Source organism: Marivirga tractuosa DSM 4126 (genome assembly GCF_000183425.1).
GTDB lineage: Bacteria > Bacteroidota > Bacteroidia > Cytophagales > Cyclobacteriaceae > Marivirga > Marivirga tractuosa.
On record NC_014759.1, the window covers coordinates 3,755,069 to 3,779,024 of the forward strand.

The 23,956-nt window shown below is 34.7% G+C and carries 22 protein-coding genes; 14 read left to right on the plus strand and 8 right to left on the minus strand.

What is annotated here, in order from left to right:
* Positions 1-376 precede the first annotated feature (376 nt).
* From FTRAC_RS15920 to FTRAC_RS15930, 3 genes are all read left to right on the plus strand, one after another.
* Positions 377-1,024: a DUF2459 domain-containing protein gene (locus FTRAC_RS15920; RefSeq protein WP_013455299.1), complete on the plus strand. Its 648-nt coding sequence runs from the start codon at positions 377-379 to the stop codon at positions 1,022-1,024.
* A gap of 268 nt (positions 1,025-1,292) precedes the next feature.
* A complete protein-coding gene (locus tag FTRAC_RS15925; protein ID WP_013455300.1) occupies positions 1,293-1,691 on the plus strand; it encodes a response regulator in 399 nt (132 codons plus the stop codon).
* Between the two features lie 29 nt (positions 1,692-1,720).
* Positions 1,721-2,209 carry a hypothetical protein gene (locus FTRAC_RS15930; protein WP_041650809.1) on the plus strand — a complete coding sequence of 163 codons (489 nt, stop codon included), beginning with the start codon at positions 1,721-1,723 and terminating at the stop codon, positions 2,207-2,209.
* Between the two features lie 35 nt (positions 2,210-2,244).
* Here FTRAC_RS15930 and FTRAC_RS15935 read toward each other — a convergent pair whose 3' ends face one another.
* On the minus strand, positions 2,245-7,293 hold the full coding sequence (locus tag FTRAC_RS15935) for a DUF5018 domain-containing protein (protein WP_013455302.1): 5,049 nt from the start codon (positions 7,291-7,293) through the stop codon (positions 2,245-2,247).
* A 374-nt stretch (positions 7,294-7,667) separates the two neighbouring features.
* Between FTRAC_RS15935 and FTRAC_RS15940 the strand changes: the two genes are divergently transcribed.
* Together FTRAC_RS15940 and FTRAC_RS15945 are read left to right on the plus strand one after the other, a co-directional pair.
* Positions 7,668-10,022 (plus strand): TonB-dependent receptor, encoded by a 2,355-nt coding sequence (locus FTRAC_RS15940; protein WP_013455304.1) that lies wholly within the window; start codon positions 7,668-7,670, stop codon positions 10,020-10,022.
* Position 10,023: 1 nt separating this feature from the next.
* Positions 10,024-11,052, plus strand: coding sequence for a DUF4249 domain-containing protein (locus tag FTRAC_RS15945; protein ID WP_013455305.1), 1,029 nt, complete (start codon positions 10,024-10,026; stop codon positions 11,050-11,052).
* Positions 11,053-11,062: 10 nt separating this feature from the next.
* On the opposite strand, the gene FTRAC_RS15950 is transcribed toward FTRAC_RS15945, so the two are convergent.
* From FTRAC_RS15950 to rsmA, 6 genes are all read right to left on the minus strand, one after another.
* Positions 11,063-11,458: an HIT family protein gene (locus tag FTRAC_RS15950; protein ID WP_013455306.1), complete on the minus strand. Its 396-nt coding sequence runs from the start codon at positions 11,456-11,458 to the stop codon at positions 11,063-11,065.
* Positions 11,459-11,509: 51 nt separating this feature from the next.
* Positions 11,510-11,983, minus strand: coding sequence for a transcription elongation factor GreA (gene greA / locus FTRAC_RS15955; protein ID WP_013455307.1), 474 nt, complete (start codon positions 11,981-11,983; stop codon positions 11,510-11,512).
* Between the two features lie 132 nt (positions 11,984-12,115).
* Positions 12,116-12,958, minus strand: coding sequence for a pentapeptide repeat-containing protein (locus FTRAC_RS15960; protein WP_013455308.1), 843 nt, complete (start codon positions 12,956-12,958; stop codon positions 12,116-12,118).
* Between the two features lie 74 nt (positions 12,959-13,032).
* Entirely contained in the window at positions 13,033-13,971 is a 939-nt protein-coding gene (locus tag FTRAC_RS15965) for an NAD(P)-dependent oxidoreductase (RefSeq protein WP_013455309.1), read from the minus strand.
* A gap of 108 nt (positions 13,972-14,079) precedes the next feature.
* Positions 14,080-15,456 (minus strand): magnesium transporter, encoded by a 1,377-nt coding sequence (gene mgtE, locus FTRAC_RS15970; RefSeq protein ID WP_013455310.1) that lies wholly within the window; start codon positions 15,454-15,456, stop codon positions 14,080-14,082.
* The gene (rsmA, locus tag FTRAC_RS15975; RefSeq protein WP_013455311.1) at positions 15,443-16,225 is read right to left on the minus strand and encodes a 16S rRNA (adenine(1518)-N(6)/adenine(1519)-N(6))-dimethyltransferase RsmA; all 783 of its coding nucleotides are present in this window, start codon (positions 16,223-16,225) and stop codon (positions 15,443-15,445) included. Before rsmA ends, mgtE begins: the two co-directional genes overlap by 14 nt.
* 86 nt (positions 16,226-16,311) lie before the next feature.
* Between rsmA and pdxA the strand changes: the two genes are divergently transcribed.
* The 9 genes from pdxA to FTRAC_RS16020 all read left to right on the plus strand — a co-directional run bounded on the left by pdxA (position 16,312) and on the right by FTRAC_RS16020 (position 23,059).
* Complete coding sequence (gene pdxA, locus FTRAC_RS15980) at positions 16,312-17,322, plus strand: 4-hydroxythreonine-4-phosphate dehydrogenase PdxA (RefSeq protein ID WP_013455312.1); 1,011 nt, start codon at positions 16,312-16,314, stop codon at positions 17,320-17,322.
* A gap of 56 nt (positions 17,323-17,378) precedes the next feature.
* Positions 17,379-17,909, plus strand: a complete 531-nt coding sequence (locus FTRAC_RS15985; RefSeq protein ID WP_013455313.1) for a YceD family protein — start codon at positions 17,379-17,381, stop codon at positions 17,907-17,909.
* Positions 17,910-17,929: 20 nt separating this feature from the next.
* Positions 17,930-18,121 carry a 50S ribosomal protein L32 gene (gene rpmF, locus FTRAC_RS15990; RefSeq protein WP_013455314.1) on the plus strand — a complete coding sequence of 64 codons (192 nt, stop codon included), beginning with the start codon at positions 17,930-17,932 and terminating at the stop codon, positions 18,119-18,121.
* A gap of 233 nt (positions 18,122-18,354) precedes the next feature.
* Entirely contained in the window at positions 18,355-19,353 is a 999-nt protein-coding gene (locus tag FTRAC_RS15995; protein WP_013455315.1) for a beta-ketoacyl-ACP synthase III, read from the plus strand.
* Between the two features lie 28 nt (positions 19,354-19,381).
* Entirely contained in the window at positions 19,382-19,948 is a 567-nt protein-coding gene (efp, locus tag FTRAC_RS16000; protein WP_013455316.1) for an elongation factor P, read from the plus strand.
* Positions 19,949-19,990: 42 nt separating this feature from the next.
* Positions 19,991-20,476, plus strand: a complete 486-nt coding sequence (gene accB, locus FTRAC_RS16005; protein WP_013455317.1) for an acetyl-CoA carboxylase biotin carboxyl carrier protein — start codon at positions 19,991-19,993, stop codon at positions 20,474-20,476.
* A 52-nt stretch (positions 20,477-20,528) separates the two neighbouring features.
* Positions 20,529-21,884 carry an acetyl-CoA carboxylase biotin carboxylase subunit gene (gene accC / locus FTRAC_RS16010; RefSeq protein WP_013455318.1) on the plus strand — a complete coding sequence of 452 codons (1,356 nt, stop codon included), beginning with the start codon at positions 20,529-20,531 and terminating at the stop codon, positions 21,882-21,884.
* A gap of 16 nt (positions 21,885-21,900) precedes the next feature.
* Entirely contained in the window at positions 21,901-22,584 is a 684-nt protein-coding gene (locus FTRAC_RS19440; protein WP_013455319.1) for a hypothetical protein, read from the plus strand.
* Positions 22,574-23,059 (plus strand): RidA family protein, encoded by a 486-nt coding sequence (locus tag FTRAC_RS16020; RefSeq protein WP_013455320.1) that lies wholly within the window; start codon positions 22,574-22,576, stop codon positions 23,057-23,059. Before FTRAC_RS19440 ends, FTRAC_RS16020 begins: the two co-directional genes overlap by 11 nt.
* 1 nt (position 23,060) lies before the next feature.
* On the opposite strand, the gene FTRAC_RS16025 is transcribed toward FTRAC_RS16020, so the two are convergent.
* Positions 23,061-23,948, minus strand: a complete 888-nt coding sequence (locus FTRAC_RS16025) for a Ppx/GppA phosphatase family protein (RefSeq protein ID WP_013455321.1) — start codon at positions 23,946-23,948, stop codon at positions 23,061-23,063.
* Positions 23,949-23,956: the final 8 nt, after the last annotated feature.

Sequence of the window (23,956 nt, forward strand, 5' to 3'; positions counted from 1 at the left end):
TTAAACAGAAAGTGAATACCAGATTCGGAAGCAATCTCTCTTAAGTACAAGCACTCAAGTGGGCAGTACAAGCTTGATGCAGGTTCTGATGAGGGTGGTAGTGCGAAGGAAGAAAAGTTCTATTTTAACGGTGAATTAATCCGGAAATACTCCCATAAAAATTACTATAACAATTCAGATAATGTACCTGATGCTCAGTGGGTATCTGGTCAATATACAGTAACGAAATACTACAATAATGGAAACTTAATTTTCACCGAGAAAGAAGAGAAAGGTGTAATGACGCTTTCAAAAAACTAACAGCAGGAATAGGGAAATTTTTTCAGCAATGTTTGATATTTCTTAGTCTTTCAAGTAATCTTATAATCCAATCCAAATGAAAACTCTCAGAAAAATATTTAAGTGCACACTATATTTTTTGCTGGTTCCTGCTTCTTACATAGTAGTTTCTTTGACGTTAAGTGCTATCACAATTGAAAGAAATAAAAGTGATGAAGTCCCTGATAAAACCATTTATTTAGCTTCAAATGGTGTTCATTTAGATATTGTCCTTCCTAAGGAGGGTATAGAATCAAAATTACTATCTCATTTAAGACACAAACCAAATGAGAATTATTTGGCTTTTGGATGGGGAGATAAAGAATTCTACTTGAATACCCCAACTTGGAACGATTTAACCTTAAACACCGCATTTAAGGCGGTTTTCTTTAAAGGTTCTGCCTTAATCCACGTCACTCGTTATCAGAATAAACAAAGCCACTGGATTAAAATTGAAATAACAGAATCTGAACTAAGGAAATTGAATAACTATTTGTATGAAACCTTCGAATTAAATAATAATGAAGAGAAAATTCTACTTAAGCGCCAAGGATATACCACAAGAGACGATTTTTATAAAGCAAAAGGCAGTTTTTCTTTTTACAAAACCTGCAACTCTTGGGTAAATACAGGGTTTAAAAGTAGTGGGATGAAATCATGTTTGTGGACTCCCTTCGATTTCGGATTAATGAATAAGTATAAGTGAATGAATTTAGAGATGCACTTATAGGCATGTATTAACTCCAGTCATTTCCAATTACTTTTTAAGTGTTGCATAGTTTTGAGCTAGAATCTCGATAAAAAATCTGTTTTAGTCTTTAATAAACTCGCGTTAATCGAATATGATTTAATTATGAAAACCATGAGTCCTAATATTGGGTAGAAAATAAATGTGTACTGGGCTCATCAACCTAAAATTATGTACACTTCCTTATCATCCATCATTTTAATTTATACTGTTAAAATGATAAGTTATGAAGATTTTATTGGTTGAAGATAATGAGATAGATGTTGTACTTACTAAATCTTATTTGGATGATGTTTATGCTGATTTACAGCTAGATGTTGTAAATAATGGAGCTGATGCTATTGATTTCTTACTACAGCAACAAGAGTTCTCTCATTGTGAGGAACCTGATATAGTGCTCTTAGATTTAAATTTACCAAAAATTGATGGTTTAGAGGTTTTGCAAGTGGTGAAAAATACACAAGGTAAAAAGCATATTCCCATCATCATTTTAACTACATCGGTTTTAACCGCAGATAAAAATTTTGCTCTGCAAAATGGTGCTTTAGCATATTGGGAAAAGCCATTAGACATAGCTTTATTGAAAAATATCCTTTATAATAATAGTATTTTAATTGAGGATTGATTTTGTTGCTTTATGAAATCTCAAATTTTATGAAGGCGGCTACACTAGCAGAAATCAAAAAAGAATTACAGCATAAATCTGAAGAAGAGCTCTTATCCTATTGTTTGAGTTTATCCCGATTTAAGAAAGAAAACAAAGAGCTTTTGACCTATTTACTGTTTGAAGCTTCAGATGAGGAAGGGTATATCCAATCAGTGAAAAATGAAATAGATTTACAATTCTCTGAAATCAACAATCAAAATTACTATTGGATGAAAAAGACCATCCGAAAGGTGTTGAGACATACCAGAAAATATATCCGGTATTCAAAAAAGAAAACAACTGAACTAGAATTACTGATTTACTTTTGTCACAAAATGCTTTTATTAAGGCCTTCAATTAAAGAAAACACCGTTTTAATCAATTTGTATAATAGATTGGTCATATCAATCCGCAAAACTATAGCCAAAATGGAGGAAGACTTGCAGTATGATTACAATCTAAAACTAGAGGAGGTTTTAGGTGAAAAAGCATTGTAAATTTTTGATCTGTTTAATTCATGAAAAACAATGCTTTATTTTTTAATAATCTTCATTATCCTTCCTAGTTCATCTCCTACGGTGATGTAGTAAACCCCTTCTTCTAAATTAGTCAAATCTACTTCCTGACTGTCTTGAGCTTTAATCATAAAAGTTTTTACAGTTGCCCCGTTAGAAGAAACAATTGCAGCTTTCTGCTCTGGCCCTGTATAACCTCTCAAATACAATATTCCAGTCGTAGGGTTTGGATATAGATTAAGATCAAAAACAGCATTATCATTTGCTAAAACAGTAATAATCTCAAAATCTACTATCCCTCCTTCATTTAGGTATACATTAATACTCAATTCAATTATTTGCTCATCGAATGGTAATTTGAAAGAAGTAGCCCCTTGTTCAAGTCCAGGGATATCAATATAAAACTCGTAATTACCTCGAGGTATTTCTTCCATGCTAAAAGCACCCGATTCCTCAGTAACCGCGTCACTCACTATTTCTTTAGAGGCTTCATCTAAAAGGTAAATTATTAATTCACTAATCCCTTCCCCACTTTCCAACTCACCTATTGAAAGTCTAGCATTCATCTGCTCTTCTGACTTTATTACTTGTCCGTTAATTTGACCATTTCCATTTGATTCTCCCTTTTTGGTTTTCATCTTCATACTTAAGTCCAAATTACTATTGATGCTAAGTATTGATGCATCTTTGTTAAAACGGGTGCTAGCATAATAAGTAGGTGAGATGTCCGATGTAGTATTACCTCTTGGTATCACTTGTAAGATATAATTACCAGGAGCGACATTGCTGAATTTCAAATCTCCGTCTGTGAATGGCTTTCTTTCATAAAGTCCTCCATTTATATCAAACAGTTTTGCTAGCCCATCATCAAGTGGACTATCATCAGACCTTAAAACATTAATTGAAAGATCATATGTACCTAGCACTGTCACTGTCTTTACAACTTCTGTGCTATTTATGGTATCATTCCCTGTTTGATAAGCTTTTACATCAACTACCGATCCATTAGTGAATACTAATTCATTATCTAGGATACTAGCTGAACCACTTTCTACTGTAAATTGAACAGCTAACCCACTCGAAGATGAGGCTACTAATGGGAAGGGTGATTGGTCCAGAGATAATGTGTCAGGTAGATTGAAGGTAATGGTTTGGTCTTCCTTAATTATCCGTGCTTTAGTCACAGCTACTTCCCATTCCTGAGTGGTACTACCATCTTGAGCGGTAACAGTATATTGAACTGCTTCTGTGAAATCTCTACTTACATTTGTATCTGGAGATATAGAAGCACCTTCTGAAATTTCTATTTCCGGAGTTAAACTGGTAACATCCGATAAGCCCTCTACCTCAACTTCTATTTTATGATTTGAAGTATCAATAATTGCAGCTGATGTCGATGTGGCTAAATTAAAACTAACGATATCGGTTGCTGTATTTAGTTTGGAGAAAATTTCAGAGGTAAGATTTACACTACAGTCTGAAATTGTATCTGTGAGCTGTATAGCATAAAATCCTTCACTTAAGCTATCTATTATTATTTCTTCTGAACCTGCATTTACAAATCTATTGAAAGTATCATTTACAAGGATTTCATAAACACGATTTGGTTTGCTCACTTTAATTGATATTAAGCCATTGGCTATAGTGCCAAAATCTTTATCCTCAGTCTTCAATATATTTGCAGTAAAAGAAGCTGAATCAACCACTGTTATGGTTTCTGCCTTGGACAAACAATTTGTATTTAAATTCAAAGCCTGTACTGTATAATTACCAGCAGTTAGGCTGTCAAGTATTGGCCCCTTTTCAGAAAAATCTGTTTGATTCTTTACTTCTGAACCTTGATACCAATAAAAAGTATAATCGTTTTTAGTATCGATATCAACATCTACTTCAATTCTTCCATTATCAGGAGAACAAGTGGTAACTGGATCCGCTGTTAGTACAATAGAAGGAGTAATCGTATTATTATTTATCGTGACAACATCTGTTATGAAGCAAGCTGTTCTAACATCGGTTACTTTAACAGTGTAATCACCTGCCGCTAAACTATCAAGCAAATATCCATTTCCTATGGAGGTATTTGTAGTGTTTGTATCTGAATACCATTCAATTAAATAATCAGAAGAATCACCTTGAATAGCAACCGAAACACTCCCAGTGGGTGAAAGCACATCACACGAACTATTATCAGTACTAAATAGCTGTGTTATAGTGGGACTAGCAGTTTGGTTAATTTCAACAGTCGCTAATGCAGATTCACATAGAGTACTTGAATTAATAGCAATAACTGAATAAACTCCTTGGGGCAGGTTATTGATAGTATCACCTGTAAAATCTACTTCTGCTTTTTCACTACTACCCAAAAACCATTTAAAAGTATAACCAGAAGTTGAATCACCTACATTCACCATTACACTTCCTGAATTTTCATCTGAGCATATTACATCTGTTGCACTTGCAGAGGCTGTAGGGATTATTTTATCATCAGGTACTTCAATACTTTGTATTGTTTGACAACCTGTTGCTTTCTCTGTAATTAGTACAGTGTGAACACCCGATTCTAAGTTATCGGCTTCGTGGCTATCACTTATTTTCAAACCACTACCCACAGTATTCCCAACATACCATTCATAAGTGAAATTCCCAACGGGTTCACCTCCATTCACGGCTACAGTTAATTTACCATTCGGGTTGTCACAGTCATCATTTCCTCTATCAACAGTTATGTCAGCAGTAATTGTTCTGACACTATCAGAAATCACTACTTGGACTGTATCCGAGGAACAACCAGCCAATTTATCAGCTGCAAAAACAGTATAAGTTCCTGCACTTAATCCTGAATAGACGGAACCCGTATAATCCGGTGTGTCATCAACGGTTGTTCCGTTAAACCAAAAGAAATCATAATCAGCAGTCACCTCTGTTCCACCGACTAATCTAAATACTCTAGCGTCACCATTTGGAGGAACACTTCCTGCCGAGCAAGTTATATTCTTGTTAATTTCTGTTGAAAGAGCAAAAGGAATAGGCTTCACTTCAGCAGAAACCATGTTGTTACTATAATCACATTCCAGGAAATTTGAATTAGGAAAACTTATAGGTGTTGGTGTAGTAGAACCATTGTCGTTCAATACTACATAAAGGGTAAATTGGGCACCCGTACCATTCACCAATAGGTTATCGGCTGATTCAACATTCCCTACCGCAAAATTACTAACGGAAATATTTTCTGTATTCAACTTATTGGTTCCAGCAACTAAAGGGTCGCCATCATAAAAAGTGACTGGTATACTACCTGATAATGGAACATCCCCAATGTTTTCGAAATCGAAACTTACAGTAAAATTGTTATCGGGACAAACTGGTGCTGTTACGGAAAAAGACGATTCGATAAGATTTAATTCTGGCGCTGCATAAGCATAACAACCATCAGAAGTAAGAAAGGGTGCTTGATTTAGAAAGTTATTTAATGGGCGGTTGGGGCCAGGTGTACAAACACCAGTAGAAAATACGGTCTGATGTTTTTGCTGATTTCTTGGAACGGTCAAATCATCATTGATATTAACATTGAAATAAGCATGCTGATTCCATACCCTTCTTGCAGGTACCCAAGGTGCAGCACCGGATTTATAAATTCGTACTTCTGCCGGAGCATCTAGGCTAAGATTTCTGCCTGGCGTACTTACTTGATGGTCTTCAGTAACGCATACCACACAAATTTCCGTGGAGCCATCCGCATCCACATCGGCTACTATAGGATACTCCGTCATTGTTCTTGAACGGCAATGTTTGAGAGGGTTTATGGTACCATCTTTCCCATTGAGAATATATAAATAATCTTCATCTCTGTAAACTACTTCTGATTGACCATCACCATTAAAATCAAATAAGGTTGCTCCTGTGATTCCTGAAGTTTCTTCATTTACTTCTGTTCTCCAAAACAATTGCCAATTTTCATCTAATGCATAAAGATATTTTCCCGAGACAAATGCAGCATTTAATTGACCATCCCCATCTAAATCGGCAATATTTACTCTTCCTGTACCTTGTCTCCAACCAAATTCATAACCAGCTTCAGCAAAAGGGTCACTGAAAGTTTTTACAGTATTGTTGAATACATCCCAAAAGAATACGGTTGTCACATTGGAAGAATTTGCACCCGTTACAATTACGTCTAAATTACCATCCAAATTATAGTCTGCGATAGAGGTTGTAGAGTTCTGGGGTTGCTGTCCACCTGATTTAGTTTGGTAAGGGGCAGGCATTGTAGCAAGTAAAGTTAATGTACCAGCACCTTCTGTTCTATCTCCTAAATTCACACTATAAATATTATTCCCAATAATCAATTCTAAGTCCTCATCACCTAGTATATCCACTGCAACAGGCCCACCTGGGATTTCATTCCAGTTAGTACCGGAGGTTTCTACAATAATTGTCCCTGTACTTGGATCTCTAATTACATCTTTATAATACATTTCTGCTTGACCATCACGGTCGAAATCTGCAAAGCTTAGAAAATTAGGATCCTGATTTAGACGCTCTGAAGTCCAAATAGGATTTAGTTCACAATCAAAAGAGCTGATATTGTAATTATCAACACTGTTGACATTTACTATAAATACTTCTCCGCAATTATCATCTTGAAGATTGACCATTGCGGCATTAGTAAAAGAGGGGTTATTTGTTGTTCTTTCATATTTAACAGTAGCATCATCACCATTTAAAAGAAAAATTTTGTCATCATATTGATTGGTTGTCAAAATTTCAGGAATTCCATCTCTATCTAAATCCCCTAAGGCCATACTACTCAATGAAGTTGTTACATCGTTACGAGATTTTGTTCCTAATGCTAGCTCAAAAACTGGAAATTCTGATGGTTCTGCTTGGCATGAGGCATCATTACCCATGTAAAAGCCATCACAAGCTGCATCTGACACACAATCTCCATCAAAACAGTCGATGAAGCCATCGCCATCATTGTCAATGCCATCATCGCAAATTTCTTGAGCGTTGCTAAAATTATAGGATATGAACGAAAGGACTAAAAATGTTATTAATTTTTTCAATGCAATTATATTTTAAAGGATAATATGAGGTAGAGATTTTGATAATTGGTAATGTGCTAATTGTCAAGTATTATATATACAAAGGTAGTTCAATTTTTAGTTAGAAAAAAGGATTGTTTAATTGTAAGTAGGGTATAATGCTATATGTTACCTATACCTTGAAATACGGGTTTGAAAGTGGTTTTTCCATGAGAATTTACAATCCTGCATTTTATTTTTTTTGTAATTTATTTATAACAAGTATTATTAAAGCAGTTAGAAATTGGTTGATTATCTCCAACACTACTTGTCAAGAATTAATACCGACTATCATAAATTTATTGGACTATTAGTATAAATAGAGTTCAGTTCTTTCTTTTGCAACAAACATTAATATGCGATCAGTAATTTTTATTTTTATTCTGTTTTTTTTTCAAAATGCTGGTTTTTCCTTTCAACAAAGTACTTACACAGTTTCGGGTGTAATTATTGATGCTAATACGAAGGAATCAGTAGTTGGAGCTTCCATTTCTTGGGATGATGGAACGGAAGGAGTAATTGCTGACGTAAACGGAAGGTTTTCTTTCCTTTTAGAAAAAGGAACATATACTATTAAGTTTTCTGCTGTTGGTAAAAAAACTATTGAAAAAAGGGTTGAAGTTACTCGGAATGTTGAGTTGAAAATTCAGATGGAAGAGGATGTTAAGCAATTGTCTGAGATTACGGTCAGGGCCAAAGGTGAGGTTTCAAATTTGAAATCGGCATCAATGGGGATTGAGCGATTATCCATTAAATCTATCAAAAAAATTCCTCCCATGATGGGAGAAGTTGATGTAATTAAAAGCATCATTACATTACCAGGCATAAGCTCCGTTGGAGAAGGCGCTGGAGGCATAAATGTTAGAGGAGGTTCTGTTGGGCAAAATTTAGTGTTGTTGGATGGAGCACCTATATATTTTACTTCACATTTATTTGGTTTCTTTTCAGTTTTTAATCAAGATGTAGTTGAGGGTGTAACGCTCTACAAAGGAAGTATTCCTGCCCGATATGGTGGTAGAATTTCGTCAGTACTTGCTGTTGAAACGCAAGATCCTATTAAAGATTCTTTGATAGTTAGTGGTGGAGTTGGATTGATTTCTAGCAGGCTTACTTTACAAACTCCAATTATTAAGGATAAATTGGGAGTCATGGTTTCTGGTCGCAGCACCTATTCAGATTGGTTATTAAAATCGACTAATAACCCACAGATTGAAAATAGCAGTGCATCCTTTTATGATCTAAACTCTAAAATTAGCTGGAGATCGGGAAATAGGAGCAGGTTTAGTTTTTCTGCCTACCACGGTGCTGATAAATTTGCTTTTTCCCCGGACACAACTTATAGATACGGTAATAGTTCATCAACACTTATGCATCAATATGAAGTAAACGAGATTTTTAATGTTACAAGTTTGATTTCCTATGCTAATAATTTCTCCAATGTGATCGGTAGCTTTAGTAATCAAGATTTTTTATTAGAAATCGGAAGTGAAAGCAAAGCTGCAAAAGTTTATATGGGAGCTGATTTAGCAAGACATTATTTTGAATGGGGAGCGGAATTGAACCAATATGAATTAAACCCTGGTCAATTGAAACCAACTAATGCTGAATCAATAATTAATAAAAAAGAGCTTGAATTGGATTACGGAAGAGAATGGGGCTTTTTTGTAGAGGATGATATCGATATTGTTAAATTTAAATTTATCATTGGAATGAGATACAGTCTATTTCATAAATTAGGACCTTTTACAACTCATACTTATCAAGAGGGTAGAACCAAATCTCCTCAGAGTATCACCGATACCAAAATATATAGTAAAAACGAAAAAATTGTTACTTATGGTGGTTTTGAGCCTAGATTCTCATTGAATTATGAAATAAGTGAAGTTCAATCCATCAAAATTGGCTACCAAAGAACTAGGCAATACATGCATCTGATAGCTAATAATGCAGCTGTGGTCCCAACAGATATATATAAATTAAGTAATCGACATATTCAACCACAGATTGGTGATCAGATTTCTTTGGGCTTCTTCCAAAATTTTAAAAATGGCGGGTTTGAAACATCTATGGAGGTTTATTATAAAAACATAGAAAATTCAATTGACTATAAAGAAGGAGCTAATTTGCTTTTGAATGAATTTTTAGAATCGGAAATAGTAAACGGTAGGGGATATTCGTATGGCGCTGAACTGTCGATTAATAAAACTAAAGGAGATTTAACAGGAAGATTGAGTTATACTTATTCTCGTTCTCTTTTTCAACCTGACGGTAGATTTGAAGAGGAAAATATCAACAACGGAAATCCGTACCCGGCTTATTTTGATAAACCACACGATTTAACTTCTATATTATCCTATCAATTATCCGATGATTGGACTTTAAGCGGTAATTTCACATATAGCACTGGACGACCTGTAAGTATTCCTATCAGTAAATATGAGGTAGGAGCCATAGCAGTGGCGGAATTTTCTGAAAGAAATCAATATAGAATACCTGATTATCATAGGCTGGATTTAGCATTGACTTATGATCCACAAAGCACTAATAAGCAATTAAGAAGTAGTTGGACTTTTGGTCTTTATAATGTTTATGGCAGGAAAAATCCTTTTTCAGTTTTTTTCAGAGATCAGAATGGAGCTCCACCACAAGCTTATCGCTTGTCCATCTTAGGAATACCATTTCCTTCTGTTACTTATAATTTCAGTTTTTAGTATGAAGTTTCTTAAATTAATTGGTTTTCTTTTTTTTCTCAGTGGCTGTATTGATCCATTAGATATTGAAGTTGAAGATAAAAATGGTCGTTTAGTTGTGATCGCTGAAATTACTAATCTGAACGAATCCTACAATGTAACCTTACAAAGAACTGCTGATTACGAAACATTAGTAAACCCAAAAGAAACCGGTGCCAAAGTTAGTGTTTTTGATGAGCAGGGAAATGAATATTCTTTTATCGAAAGAAAAGCAGGCAAGTATTGGTCTTGCCCCTCTGAGTTTATAGGAGAAGTGGGCAAGGATTACGTATTGAGAATTGAAACTATGGATGGTAGTATTTATGAATCTGATGTAGAAACACTTTTACCTACAGGCCAAGTCGATTCAGTTTATTATGTGAAGAGCTCCAGGGAAAGAGAGGTAAACGGGGATACATATATTGAAAAAGGGGTGAAAATTTATAGTAATTTCCGAGATAATGAGGAAAAGGAATTTTTCAGAATCGATTGGCAAGGAACTTATAAATTTCGTTCAGCACCTATGGATAATAATAATCGATATTGCTGGAATACAGAATTTTCAAAATTTGATATCAAACTTCATGATGATCAGTTCACAAATAACAGTTTGATTACGGATTATCAAATTACTTTTCTACCCGATGGATTGCGGTTTACTGAAGACTATAGTTTTCAAGTACAATTGAAAACTATGAATCAAGGTGCTTACCAATTTTGGGATCTAATTAAGCAGCAATTTGAAAATGATGGTTCAATATTTAGTGCGCTGCCCGCTCAGATAGAGAGTAACATCAATTCAATAACAAACCCAAAAGAGAAAGTTTTAGGTTATTTTATTGTTTCAGGAGTGAGTACCAAAAGAATTCGAATTCCTGCTTCTGCCTTGACTGGAATAAACGAGGCAGCACTATCTTGTAATCAATTTAGACCCTCTGACCCGCTTCCAGAATATTGCTATGATTGTGCAAAATATCAAAACAGTACTAGTGAAAGGCCCTCTTTTTGGTGAAATATTGTAGCTATTTGAGATTAGCTTTAATCTTCTTTGCGGTATTTTCTAGCGCTTCTTGAGATGGATTTAATTTCCCTTTGCTGAAATTTATATCATCCATAGAGTTCATTGGTACCAAGTGAACATGCACATGAGGTACTTCAAGGCCAATTACTGCAACGCCAACTCTTGTGCATTTGATTGATTTGTCTATAGCCTTTGCTACTTTCTTGGCAAATAAATGCAATCCTGAAAGGACATCATCTTCTAAATCAAAAATATAGTCAGTTTCTTGTTTAGGAACCACTAAGACATGACCTTCTACCAATGGGTTAATATCCAAAAAAGCAATATAGTTATCATTTTCAGCCACTATATGCCCTGGTATCTCTCTATTAATGATTTTTGTGAAAATACTTGCCATAATATTGATGATTTATAAAGAGCCGATTAAAATTTTCGGCTCTTTCAATAATTACATACTAATATCTAAAATTTCAAATTCCATTTTACCGGCAGGAGCATCAACTTCAGCGATTTCTCCTACTTTTTTACCCATAATTCCTTTTCCAATAGGCGATTTGATAGAGATTTTCCCTTCTTTCAAATTTGCTTCTTCTTCAGAAACCATGGTATAAGTCACTTCCATTCCATTCTTTTTATTCTTAATCTTGGCTTTTGTTAATAGGCCAACCTTGGAAGTGTCCACATCGGATTCCTTGATAACCCTTGCATTTGCCACAACGGTTTCCAATTTATTTATTTTCATTTCAAGTAAACCTTGAGCCTCTTTAGCAGCATCATATTCTGCATTCTCGCTTAAGTCTCCTTTGTCCCTGGCTTCGGCTATGTCAGCTGAAGCTTTTGGTCTTTCCACGGTTTTTAAATGATGGAGTTCTTCCTTCATTTTTCTTAAACCCTCTTCTGTGTAGTATGATACTTTACTCATCGTTATTAAAAATTGAGATTTCTATAAAATAAAAAACGGCACAGTTTTGCATGAGCCGTCTATCTTGTTTCTGAATATTTATACAAATATATGAGAATTATATATTGAAAACAAGATGGAGGAGCTAACGTTCTATTTACCTAAAAGTTCTGGGTATTTCTCTTTTATCTCGTTTTTGATGTCTTCATCTAGCTCGGCTAAATAAAGCGTTTTTACGTTTTTAAGCTGATCTGCTGTAATTCCTTCTGCTCCTTTTAAGTTAGCTTTATAAAGGCTAGCTTCATCAAATGTTGCACCAGTAAGGTGGCAATTACTTAAATCCGCTTCCATTAAATAAGCATTGGAGAAATCAGATTTAATAAGAAAAGCATTTCGAAAGTTAGCTTTAATTAGAAAGGCATCTTTAAAATTGGCTCCGCTTGCGAAAGCTCCTTCAAAATTAGCTTGGTTCATCTTAGCATTTTCAAAATTAGTCTGGTTAGCCCTAGTGCCCGAAAAATTACATTCTATTGCATTTGCATGACTAAAGTTTGAGGAGTTTAAATTTGAGCCAGTTAAATCTACATGACTCATATTGGTTTTTGTCATGTGACAGTTTACCAAATTGATTTCGGTGATTTTGTGTCGGTTCAGTCTTTTTATGTTACCAACAGTTCGAAATGCGGCTTCTTCCGATTCCCATTGACGGAAGTCATCAATTTCATCTTTATACATTCTGATTCGGAGCTGTTTCTCACCATTGGCATTTAACCAATAAATAAGAATACCAATTATGGCAATATCAAAGAGCATACCGTGGGCTTCCGCCATTACCTCTTTGAAAAAATCTCGAAAATTATCCAAATAATACGGCAAACTAAATCCTAAAACCAAGATGGTCAGAAAAAATAAAACTATGAATGAAGTTAAAATTGGCTTCTCAATAGTCTCTTTTATTTTTTCTTCAATTTTTTCTTTAAGTTCTTTTTTGCTCATTGCGATAAATTCCTCAGTGAAATCAGTTCCTAATTTATATTTATTTTATGAGTTTTTAATATGGAAATCTATAATTAATCTCTTTTTTCGACCAATAATTTAATTTTTTGGCTTAATACTTTATTTATTTTTTCATAGGATTCAAATGACCAGCCTGCCACATGCGGAGTTAGTATTACTTCTTTTAATTTTGTAAGTTCTTGAAATACAGCTAAATCATCATTTTTTAATGAGTTGATTTTTTCATTTTCCAGCACATCTAGTGCAGCCCCCTTTATTTCTCCAGCTTTTAATAATTTCAATAAATCTTTTAAGATTAATACTTCTCCTCTTGATGTATTGATGATGTAATCCAGTTTTTTAAATCTTGCTAAGTATTCATAATTAAGGAGTCCTTTATTTTTTGAATTCATGGGGATATGTATACTCAGAATTTGAGTTTCTGCATACAATTTCTCTAAACTTACTTCTTGGACAAAATCATTGGAAAAGCCCGTTTTTTCAGCATCAAAAGCTAAGATTTTACATCCAAAGCTACTTAACCTTTTAGCAAAAGCTGCTCCCATATTTCCATACCCCAATAAACCAACGGTTTTGCCCATCAATTCAACTCCTCTATTGCCTTCTCTGTCCCATTTTCCACTTCTAACTTCTAGGTCGGCTGTATTAATTTTGTTGAAAAGAGTTAGTAACATTCCCATTGCATGTTCTGCCAATGCATCTCTATTTCCTTCAGGTGCATTAATGAGCTCTATATTTCTTTTCTTCAGCTCTTCTACCTCAACATTATCAACTCCAGCTCCAGCGCGGGCTACAAAAACTAGTTTCTTAGCGTTTTTCAATAATTCAGCATCGATATATGTTTTACTTCTCACTATTAATCCTTCATAATTTTCAACTATGGGAATTATTTCCTCTCGCTTTATTTTTGGCATATAATCTACTGCTAAGTTGAGTTCATTCAACAAAGGCGTAATACTTTCATGCATTTCATCAATAACAAGGACTTTCATTTTGATTTTATATGGGATCTAATAATTAATTTCACTAATACATGTTAATCACTTCTGAATATCAGGCGGATACAGTGTGTTATCGTGTAATTGCCTTATAGGTTCATTTTAAATTAGGAAATGAGCCACAGTAAAATATACAAGTAAGCCTAATAAATCATTAGCGGTGGTGATAAATGGTCCAGCGGCCAGGGCAGGATTAATTCCTAATTTATCTAACACCAAAGGAGTCACAGTGCCCATAAATGATGCTAGTAAAACTACATTAAACAATGCAATAGAAACTACTATTGCTAATCTTATATCCTGACCTAATATAAGGTTCATTCCCATCACAATTCCAGCAATCACGGCTCCATTCAAAATAGCGACTGCCAATACTTTTAATATTCTTTTTAGAAATGAATCATCAAAAACTGATTTGCTAGCCAAACTTTGCAAAACAATGGAGGAAGATTGAATCCCAACATTTCCGCCTGTTGCTGTAATTAAAGGAATGAAAAACGCCATGGCAGGAACCAATAAAATATCATCTTCAAATACTCCTATAAATTGCGCCCCTAACAATCCGCCAAACATGCCAATAATAAGCCAGGGTAGTCGGGCTCGCGTTAACATCCATACACTATCGTCTTCTTCAACATCCTCGGATATACCAGCCATCATCTGTCTTTCCTCTTCGGCTAATTCAGTAATTACATCCACAATATCATCAATGGTAATTCGCCCCATTAATTTTCCTTGAACATTTACTACTGGCACAGCATCCAAATCGTATTTCCTCATGACTTCGGCTACATCAACTTCATCCATGTAAGTCTCAACAGAAATAACATCATCATCATAGAGGTCCTTTACTTTTAAGTGGTCATCAGCTAAGATGATTCTCTTTAAAGAAACTCTACCTAACAAGATGTTTTGGTCGTCCACTACATATACTGAATAAATTTTCTCAACATTCTCTGCCTGTCTTCTGATTTCTTCAATGCACTGATTGATAGACCAGTTAACGTTGGCTTTAATTAGCTCTTTTGCCATCAAACCACCCGCTACGTCTTCTTCGTAGCGTAAAAGGTCTAATATGTTTTTAGCTTTTTCTTTATTCTCCAAAGAAGCAATTACTTCTTCTCTGTCTTTTAAAGGTAATTCATTTATGATATCCACCGCATCATCTGAATCTAATTCATTCAGCATGGCGGCAATCTCTGTAGTATTAAATTCCTTTAAATATTTTGAACGAACATCCTCATCTAAATCATTTATAACTTCAGCACTGACCTCATTTTCCAATACATCCAATACATAGCGAGATTCCTCGGTATCGAATTCCAAAAGAATAGTGGAGATATCGGCAGGATTCGTTTCATCAAGTGTATTTTTTATAAACTGCTCATCCTGCTCGAAAATGGCAGTTTGCAATTTCTCCAAATACTCTTTTGAAAGCTCAAATTGGTCAATATGTTCTTTTTCCTCAAGATTCTCCATTGGCAATATGGTTTGTCAATTCTACAAAATCATTAACGGTCAGTTGCTCGGCTCGTTTATCCAACAAATCTAATGACTTTATTTCATCAGATAAATTGAAAGTCTTTAAAGCATTTCTTAAAGTTTTTCTTCTGTTATTAAAGCCTTGTTTCACTACTCTGAAAAATAACTTTTCATCGCAATCTAAAGTTTGAGTTTCATTTCTTTTCAGTCGTAAAACAGCGGAAGTTACTTTTGGTGGAGGATTAAATACGTTAGGCGGAACAGAGAAAAGGTATTCAACCTCATAAAAAGCCTGAAGCAATACACTCAAAATCCCATAAGTTTTACTGCCTTCTTTTGCAGCTATTCGCTCCGCAACTTCCTTCTGAATCATCCCCACCACTTCCGGAATTTGATTTCTATATTCTAATACCTTAAAAAATATTTGTGAGGAAATATTGTATGGGAAATTCCCTATAATTCCGAAAGCTTCTTTATAATAATGACCCAAATCTATTCTTAAGAAGTCTTCTTTTATGATTTTTTCTTTATAGTCAGGATATTGATTTTGAAGGTAGTCCACTGATTCTTGGTCAACATCCATAAATAGAAGTTCATATTCAGCTCTATCGATTAAAAAATTACTAAGCACACCAGTGCCTGGCCCAATTTCTAAAAGATGTTGGTATTTTTTATGCCCACTAAGGCTTTCTACTATTTTTTGGGCAATATTTTGGTCTTTTAAAAAGTGTTGCCCTAAATGTTTTTTCGCTCGAACTCCCTTCATTTTTCAAAGCAGATAAAAAAAAACTAAATTGCACAGAATTTAATCATAATTATTTTAAAATTCGACTTCAAGCGCTTATTTAAGATATGGAAGAACTTACTAAACCAACTATAGCCATTACCATCGGAGATGTGAATAGTATTTCACCTGAAGTGATTATTAAATCTTTGGAAGACCCGAGAATTATAAAAATGATGACTCCAGTGGTTTACGGTTCTGGAAAAATTCTTTCTTACTACAGGAAAGCATTAAATATTCGAGATTTCAATTATTTTCAATTGAAAAAATTGGAAGAGTTAAGCGATAAAAAACTTAATGTACTGAACCTGTGGGAAGAAACGGTGAATATCACCATGGGGCAATCATCTGAAGAAGCTGGGAAATATGCTTTCATTAGTATAAAAAAAGCGGTGGAAGATGCAATGGAAGGTAAGGTGGATGCAATTGTGACAGCTCCAATAAATAAGCATAACATACAGTCTGAGGATTTCAAATTTGCAGGACATACTGAATATCTAGCGCAGCAGGCAGGAGTAAAAGATAGCTTGATGCTTTTAGTAGATGGAGATTTAAGAGTTGGGGTAGTTACTGGTCATATTCCAATTAAAGAAGTGAGCGAAAAAATTACTGCAGAAAAGATAGATAGTAAGCTGGATGTATTAGAAAAATCTTTAAAGCATGATTTCGGAATTAAGAAACCAAGAATTGCAGTCTTAGGACTGAATCCGCATGCTGGTGATGGAGGAGTGATTGGAAATGAAGAGGAAGAAATGATTAAGCCATTAATTGAAAAAAGAAAAGAAAAAGGGAAGTTGGTTTTTGGGCCTTTTCCGGCAGATGGATTCTTCGGGAATCAGCAATATAAAAATTTTGATGCCGTATTGGCAATGTATCATGATCAGGGTTTGATTCCATTTAAAACGCTGGCTTTTTCAAATGGTGTAAATTTCACGGCAGGTCTTCCTTTTGTAAGGACTTCCCCAGATCATGGAACAGCTTATGATTTAACAGGAAAAGGCTTAGCAGATGAAACTTCTATGCGTCAAGCCTTGTTCTTGGCAATCGATATCATAAAGAATAGAAAAGAATATTCTTAAAGCAGTTTAGTAATATCAAATAATATTTTTATCTTTGCGCTCTTAATTCAGATGGGATGGAAAAGTTGAAGGATTTCGACATTCAGGTTTATAAGCTTGGAAACAAGCAGCATGAATATGAATTTGCAGTAAATTCAGCCTTTTTCAGTGAGTTTGAAGGTGAATTGGTAGAAAGTGGAGAAGTAAAAATTCATGTTCTATTAGATAAAAGAGAAAATCTAATGGAGCTAGATTTGAATTTCTCAGGCTACGTTGACTTAATTAGTGATAGAAGCTTAGAGCCTTTTCAATATCCTATAGAAATCAACAAAAAGTTGTTGTATAAATATGGGGAAGAGGAGCAAGAGTTGGAAGAAGATGTAATGGTCATCACAAAAAACACTCAAGTGATTAATGTGGGGCATTTCATTTATGAAACCATTGCTTTGCAAATACCTTTGAAAAAATTGCATCCTGATGAGATTGAGGAAGATGAGGAACATAATGAATATGTGTATATAGATGATGCTGAAGAAGAGCTGGAGGAAGAGGAAGAAAGCATTGACCCAAGATGGGCAGCATTAAAAAATTTGAATAAAAAGAAATAAGAATTAAAATTTAGAATAAAATGGCGCATCCTAAGAGAAAAATATCCAGAACCAGAAGAGATAAAAGAAGGACTCACAAAAAAGGAACGGCAAAATTATTGGCGATTTGTCCTACTACAGGCGAGGCGCATTTGCCACATAGAGCTTTCTGGCATGAAGGTAAACTTTACTACAAAGGAAATGTAGTAATGGAAAAAGAAGTATTGGCTTAATTCAGTCAATTCAAATTGTTAAAGCTTTGCTGTCAAGCAAAGCTTTTTTTATGTGACAATGTTTTTAGAAAAAAAATAATGGTTTTAGCATTCTATGATGTTTAAATTTGATTTTTCTAAAAATATCACTTATTGATTATTGCCTAATCAAGCATTTCTTAAGAATTTGTCGGGCTTCAAATCAATATTACATATATTAGCAGCTGAATAGCCAAAGAAACTACAATCAAAACATGACTAAAATAACCGCAGCTATTACCGGAGTTCATGGGTGGGTGCCTGATTATGTGTTGACCAACAAAGAGTTGGAAACAATGGTGGAAACCAATGATGAATGGATTACATCCCGTACCGGCATAAAAGAAAGAAGAATTCTGAAAGGTGAAAATCAAGGAACTTCAGTAATAGGAACACAAGCTGTAAAAGGATTGCTTGAAAAAACAGGAAATAAAGCAGAAGATATTGATCTTTTGATTTGCGCTACTACAACTCCTGATATGCTTTTTCCTGCAACAGCAAACGTTATCAGTAATAATGTTGGTGCAGTTAATGCTTTTAGCTACGATTTACAAGCCGCATGTTCAGGTTTTATTTTTGCATTATCCACAGCTTCTCAGTTTATTGAAACAGGTAAATACAAAAAAGTAATTGTGGTTGGAGCCGATAAAATGTCTTCAATTATTGATTACGAGGATCGCCAAACTTGCATCATCTTTGGTGATGGGGGAGGAGCAGTGTTGCTAGAGCCTGATACCGAGGGTTATGGTATTAAAGATTCGATTTTACATACAGACGGTTCTGGCGAGCAATTTCTTCACATGAAAGCAGGCGGAAGCAGAAAGCCAGCATCCCCCGAGACCTTAATAGCCAAGGAACATTACGTTTACCAAGAAGGAAGTCAGGTTTTTAAATTTGCCGTTACTAATATGGCTGAAGTAGCCGCTGATATTATGGCAAAAAATAATTTAGTTTCTGATGATGTAGCTTGGTTAGTTCCTCATCAAGCTAATAAAAGAATTATAGATGCCACAGCAAAACGTATGGGAGTCAGTTCTGATAAGGTTATGCTTAATATTCATAAATATGGAAATACTACAAGCGGAACCATTCCTTTATGTTTATGGGAGTATGAAAAGCAAATGAAAAAAGGAGACAATATAATATTGGCTGCTTTTGGTGGTGGTTTTACTTGGGGTTCCGTTTATATAAAATGGGCTTACGATTCTAAATAATTTTATTAAATTAAAGTTAACAATATATATGGCAGATACTTCTGATTTTAAAAATGGTCTTTGCATAGAATATAACAATGATTTATTCACAATTGTTGAATTTCAGCATGTGAAACCAGGCAAAGGCCCAGCTTTTGTAAGAACAAAACTAAAAAGTCTTACTACAGGAAAAGTTCTGGATAATACATTTAGTGCTGGGCATAAAGTAACTACAGCAAGAATAGAAAGAAGACCACATCAGTTTTTATATAAAGATGACATAGGAATGCACTTTATGGATACTGATACTTTTGAACAAATTTCTATTCCAGACGAAGTAATTGATAATGCAGATTTATATAAGGAAGGACAGGAAGTGGATATTTTAATCCATGCGGAAACTGAAAAACCTTTAAGTTGTGAGTTGCCTCCATTTGTAGAAATGAAAGTGACTTATACAGAGCCTGGTATAAAGGGCGATACGGCTACTAATGCAACTAAACCAGCAACTGTAGAAACTGGAGCAGAAATAAAAGTGCCATTATTCATCGATCAGGATGAGATTATTAAAGTAGATACAAGAACCCGTTCTTATGCCGAAAGGGTGAAAAAATAAATTGTAATATAAAAATTTTGACTTTTAACTAAACCAACAGCTATGAAAGCGAAAGAGATTCAAGACCTAATTGATTTTATTTCTAAATCCGGATTGGATGAAGTAAATATTGAAACTGAAGAATTTAAAATTAAAGTTAAAAAGAACACGGAAGCGAAAGTTGTTCAAGCAGCAGCTCCTGCACCACAACCTGCAGCAGCTCCAGCTCCTGCACCAAGTCCAGCACCAGCAGCACAGGCGCCAAGTACTGGGGGAGAAGATAAAGCAGCTGCTTCTGATGACGATAAGTATGTTGCCATAAAATCTCCAATGATTGGCACATTCTACAGAACTCCTAATCCTGACAATCCTCCTTTCGTAAACGTTGGAGACTCAGTTAAAGCTGGAGATACTGTTTGTATTGTAGAAGCAATGAAATTATTCAATGAAATTGAATCAGATGTTTCGGGTAAGATTGTGAAGATTTTGGTAGATAATGCAACTCCAGTTGAATACGATCAACCACTATTCTTAGTGGATCCTTCTTGATAATTATAGAAGTCAAGAGTTATTCTTAATGTGTCATTAAAATACAGAAATCGTGTTTAAAAAGATATTAATTGCCAATAGAGGTGAAATTGCTTTGCGAATTATTAGAACTTGCAAAGAAATGGGAATCAGTACAGTGGCGGTTTATTCAACAGCAGATAAAGATAGTTTGCATGTTCGTTTTGCTGATGAAGCCGTTTGTATCGGTCCTGCTGCGAGTAAAGATTCGTATCTAAATATTCCAAATATTATTTCTGCTGCGGAAATTACCAATGCAGATGCTATTCACCCAGGTTATGGATTTTTATCCGAAAATGCTGAATTTTCTAAGGTTTGTGGTGAATATGGTATAAAATTCATCGGAGCTGACCCTGAAATGATTAGTAAAATGGGGGATAAAGCTACAGCCAAAGCTACTATGAAAGCTGCTGGTGTACCTACCATTCCTGGTTCTGAAGGCCTATTGGAATCCATTGATGAGGGTAAGAAAATTGCCAAAGATATGGGCTATCCTGTAATATTGAAAGCTACCGCTGGTGGTGGAGGTAAAGGGATGCGAATTGTAAATAATGAAGAAGAGTTTAAAAAAGCTTGGGATTCAGCCCGTCAGGAAGCTGGTGCATCTTTTGGAAATGAAGGACTTTATTTAGAAAAATTTGTTGAAGAGCCTCGTCACGTTGAAATCCAAATAGTTGGAGATAAAAACGGTAGAGCGTGTCACCTTTCTGAAAGAGATTGTTCTATTCAAAGAAGACATCAAAAATTAATTGAGGAAACTCCTTGTCCAGTAATGACGGATGAATTGCGTGATGCAATGGGTAAAGCTGCCATTGCTGGGGCTGAAGCTGTTGGATATGAAGGTGCTGGTACTATTGAATTCCTATTGGATAAGCATAATAATTTCTATTTTATGGAGATGAATACGCGTATCCAAGTGGAGCATCCAATCACTGAGGAGGTAACTGATTTTGATTTGATTAAAGAACAAATCAAAGTAGCTGCGGGAATTACCATTTCTGGTGAGAATTATTTCCCACACCTTTGTGCAATGGAGTGTAGAATTAATGCGGAGGATCCTGCTAATGGTTTTAGACCAAGCCCAGGAAAAATCACAAACTTACATTTGCCAGGTGGCCACGGTGTAAGGGTTGATAGTCATGTTTATGCAGGCTATACTATTCCTCCATTTTACGATTCTATGATTGCTAAATTGATTGTTTCTGGGCAAACTAGAGAGGAAGTAATGGTGAGAATGAAAAGGGCATTAGAAGAATTTGTAATTGAAGGAGTGAAAACAACCATTCCTTTCCATATTGAAATGATGGATAATGAGATATTTAAATCTGGTAATTTCACTACCAAGTTTTTGGATGATTATGATTTCACTAAATTGAAAAGTAAGAAATAATAAAAACTTAATTTATATGACAAAGCAAGCCGGAATATTTACTATAATATGTTTCCTGCTTGCTTTTTCTGTTTCAGGGCAAGATTCCACTTTCACTAAATTTGCTGGTATTAGCTTTGGAAGTAGTATCCCAAAGACCGATTTAGAACCTACCTATAAAAAACCTGGTATTCAACTTTCGGCCTATTTACAATTCATTCCAAATCGTTGGTTAAATGTTGGTTTATGGTTTAGTAGTGGAGAAGTGATGTCTGAAAACAGAGAGGTGCGTTTTTTTGATCAAACTGAATTTCAGATAAATGATTTTGCCAGAACAACTTACCAATCATTACATGTTGAGCCCAGTTTTCATTTTTTGAAAAAGCCTAATTATTCATTGTATCTCTCTCAAGGTTTTGGATTTATGCGATTTGCTGTTTATGATAGAGATAATAATGATTTGATAAATCAACTAGATAGCCGTGCTCCAGGAGAAGAGTATTCTAATTTTACAGTGCTATTGCCCACAACTTTGAATGTATTCTACTTTTTTCCTAATGATTTTGGGCTTCATGTTAGAACTGGTTTTTTGAATCCTCAAACCGATTATTTAGATAATATATCGAATTTTGGAAATCCTGATAATAATGACAATTTATTTATACTTCAACTGTCAATTATAAAACGTTTTAAGCTTAAAAATTCAGAATATGAAAAATAGTCTAGCGCTTGTTTTAATTGGTTTAATGTTATTTTCTTGTCAAAAAAATAAGGAGAGTAAAGAAATTAAAAGAATTGATAGGCCCGAATCTAGTATTTTAAAAGGTGTTTTTATCCCTGAAGGTAAAGATGTTTTCTATACCTCAGGTTTAGTAAGCGAAGTATTAAATCCCAATGCTGGTGTTGGTGATATGTCAAAATATGGTAATACCTACCAGCAAAGTATTGGTGCCTTAAAAAGAATAAAAGAAACCTTAGAAGCAGAAGGCTATAATATGGAAGATGTATTCTTCCTAAGAGTATATTTAGCGCCTGATGAAACTGGAGAGATAGATTGGGATGCTTGGTTTAAAGCTTATGGAGAATATTTTAATAATGAGGATAATCCAAATAAAGTTGCGCGTTCAACTATTGGAGTATATAAATTAGCTCGACCTGAATTGTTAGTAGAAATTGAAGCTGTGGCAGCAAAGTGATTTAACGTAATCTTCTTTGATTTCTTTCGTAAAGCACCTGCATAATCCCATCTTTAAGTCCACTATCTGGAACAATTATGCTGAGTGATTTTGACCATGCCATAGCATTAATATAAATATCCAAGGCGGGAATGATGACATCAGCTCTATCGGGGTTCAATTGCAATTTATTGATCCTTTCTTCCATGTCAAAACCCTTAATATATTCCTGAATTTCTTTCACTTTTTTTAAACTAATAGGTTTACCTGCTTTTTTACCAGCTAAATCTTTCACTTTATTTATGTTTCCACCAGTGCCAATTGCATGGATTTTAACTGATTTCTTTATTACATTTTTTTCAATCCAATTCCTCATTTCGTCCCACATATAATGTGAGTTATCAGTTTCCAAATGCCTTACTGAGCCAATTTTGAATGATTTAGATAATAGTTTTTCATTATTTTGGTAGAAATTGAATTCAGTGCTTCCTCCTCCTACGTCAATATGCAGATATGCCTTTTCATCCATATAAGGGAAAATGGCTTTATTAATCATATTAGCTTCCTGATCACCATCTATAATGTCAATTTCTAAATCTAACTCTGCTTTTACTTGGTCAATTAAGTATCTTCCATTTTCAGCCTCTCGCATAGCAGAAGTGGCGCAGCCCATATAATCATCTACTTCATATAAGTCTATGAGAATTTTAAAGGCTTGCATTAACTTTAAGAATTTAACTTTGGATTGTTCGCTTATTCTACCTGTAGTAAAAACATCTTGCCCTAATCTTAAAGGAAAACGAACATATTCAAGCCTTTTGAACGTAATATTTCCTTGGTAAAGCGTTATTCTGGTTAATTGTATTCTGATGGCATTGGAACCAATGTCAATAGCAGCTAATTTTAACATACTCAAAA

Bases quoted from the DNA above. Each gene is read 5' to 3' on its own strand.
- FTRAC_RS15920 (WP_013455299.1), top strand. From the start codon at position 377: ATGAAAACTCTCAGAAAAATATTTAAGTGCACACTATATTTTTTGCTG.
- FTRAC_RS15925 (WP_013455300.1), top strand. From the start codon at position 1,293: ATGAAGATTTTATTGGTTGAAGATAATGAGATAGATGTTGTACTTACT.
- FTRAC_RS15930 (WP_041650809.1), top strand. From the start codon at position 1,721: ATGAAGGCGGCTACACTAGCAGAAATCAAAAAAGAATTACAGCATAAA.
- FTRAC_RS15940 (WP_013455304.1), top strand. From the start codon at position 7,668: ATGCGATCAGTAATTTTTATTTTTATTCTGTTTTTTTTTCAAAATGCT.
- FTRAC_RS15945 (WP_013455305.1), top strand. From the start codon at position 10,024: ATGAAGTTTCTTAAATTAATTGGTTTTCTTTTTTTTCTCAGTGGCTGT.
- FTRAC_RS15950 (WP_013455306.1), bottom strand. From the start codon at position 11,458: ATGGCAAGTATTTTCACAAAAATCATTAATAGAGAGATACCAGGGCAT.
- greA (WP_013455307.1), bottom strand. From the start codon at position 11,983: ATGAGTAAAGTATCATACTACACAGAAGAGGGTTTAAGAAAAATGAAG.
- FTRAC_RS15960 (WP_013455308.1), bottom strand. From the start codon at position 12,958: ATGAGCAAAAAAGAACTTAAAGAAAAAATTGAAGAAAAAATAAAAGAG.
- FTRAC_RS15965 (WP_013455309.1), bottom strand. From the start codon at position 13,971: ATGAAAGTCCTTGTTATTGATGAAATGCATGAAAGTATTACGCCTTTG.
- mgtE (WP_013455310.1), bottom strand. From the start codon at position 15,456: ATGGAGAATCTTGAGGAAAAAGAACATATTGACCAATTTGAGCTTTCA.
- rsmA (WP_013455311.1), bottom strand. From the start codon at position 16,225: ATGAAGGGAGTTCGAGCGAAAAAACATTTAGGGCAACACTTTTTAAAA.
- pdxA (WP_013455312.1), top strand. From the start codon at position 16,312: ATGGAAGAACTTACTAAACCAACTATAGCCATTACCATCGGAGATGTG.
- FTRAC_RS15985 (WP_013455313.1), top strand. From the start codon at position 17,379: ATGGAAAAGTTGAAGGATTTCGACATTCAGGTTTATAAGCTTGGAAAC.
- rpmF (WP_013455314.1), top strand. From the start codon at position 17,930: ATGGCGCATCCTAAGAGAAAAATATCCAGAACCAGAAGAGATAAAAGA.
- FTRAC_RS15995 (WP_013455315.1), top strand. From the start codon at position 18,355: ATGACTAAAATAACCGCAGCTATTACCGGAGTTCATGGGTGGGTGCCT.
- efp (WP_013455316.1), top strand. From the start codon at position 19,382: ATGGCAGATACTTCTGATTTTAAAAATGGTCTTTGCATAGAATATAAC.
- accB (WP_013455317.1), top strand. From the start codon at position 19,991: ATGAAAGCGAAAGAGATTCAAGACCTAATTGATTTTATTTCTAAATCC.
- FTRAC_RS19440 (WP_013455319.1), top strand. From the start codon at position 21,901: ATGACAAAGCAAGCCGGAATATTTACTATAATATGTTTCCTGCTTGCT.
- FTRAC_RS16020 (WP_013455320.1), top strand. From the start codon at position 22,574: ATGAAAAATAGTCTAGCGCTTGTTTTAATTGGTTTAATGTTATTTTCT.
- FTRAC_RS16025 (WP_013455321.1), bottom strand. From the start codon at position 23,948: ATGTTAAAATTAGCTGCTATTGACATTGGTTCCAATGCCATCAGAATA.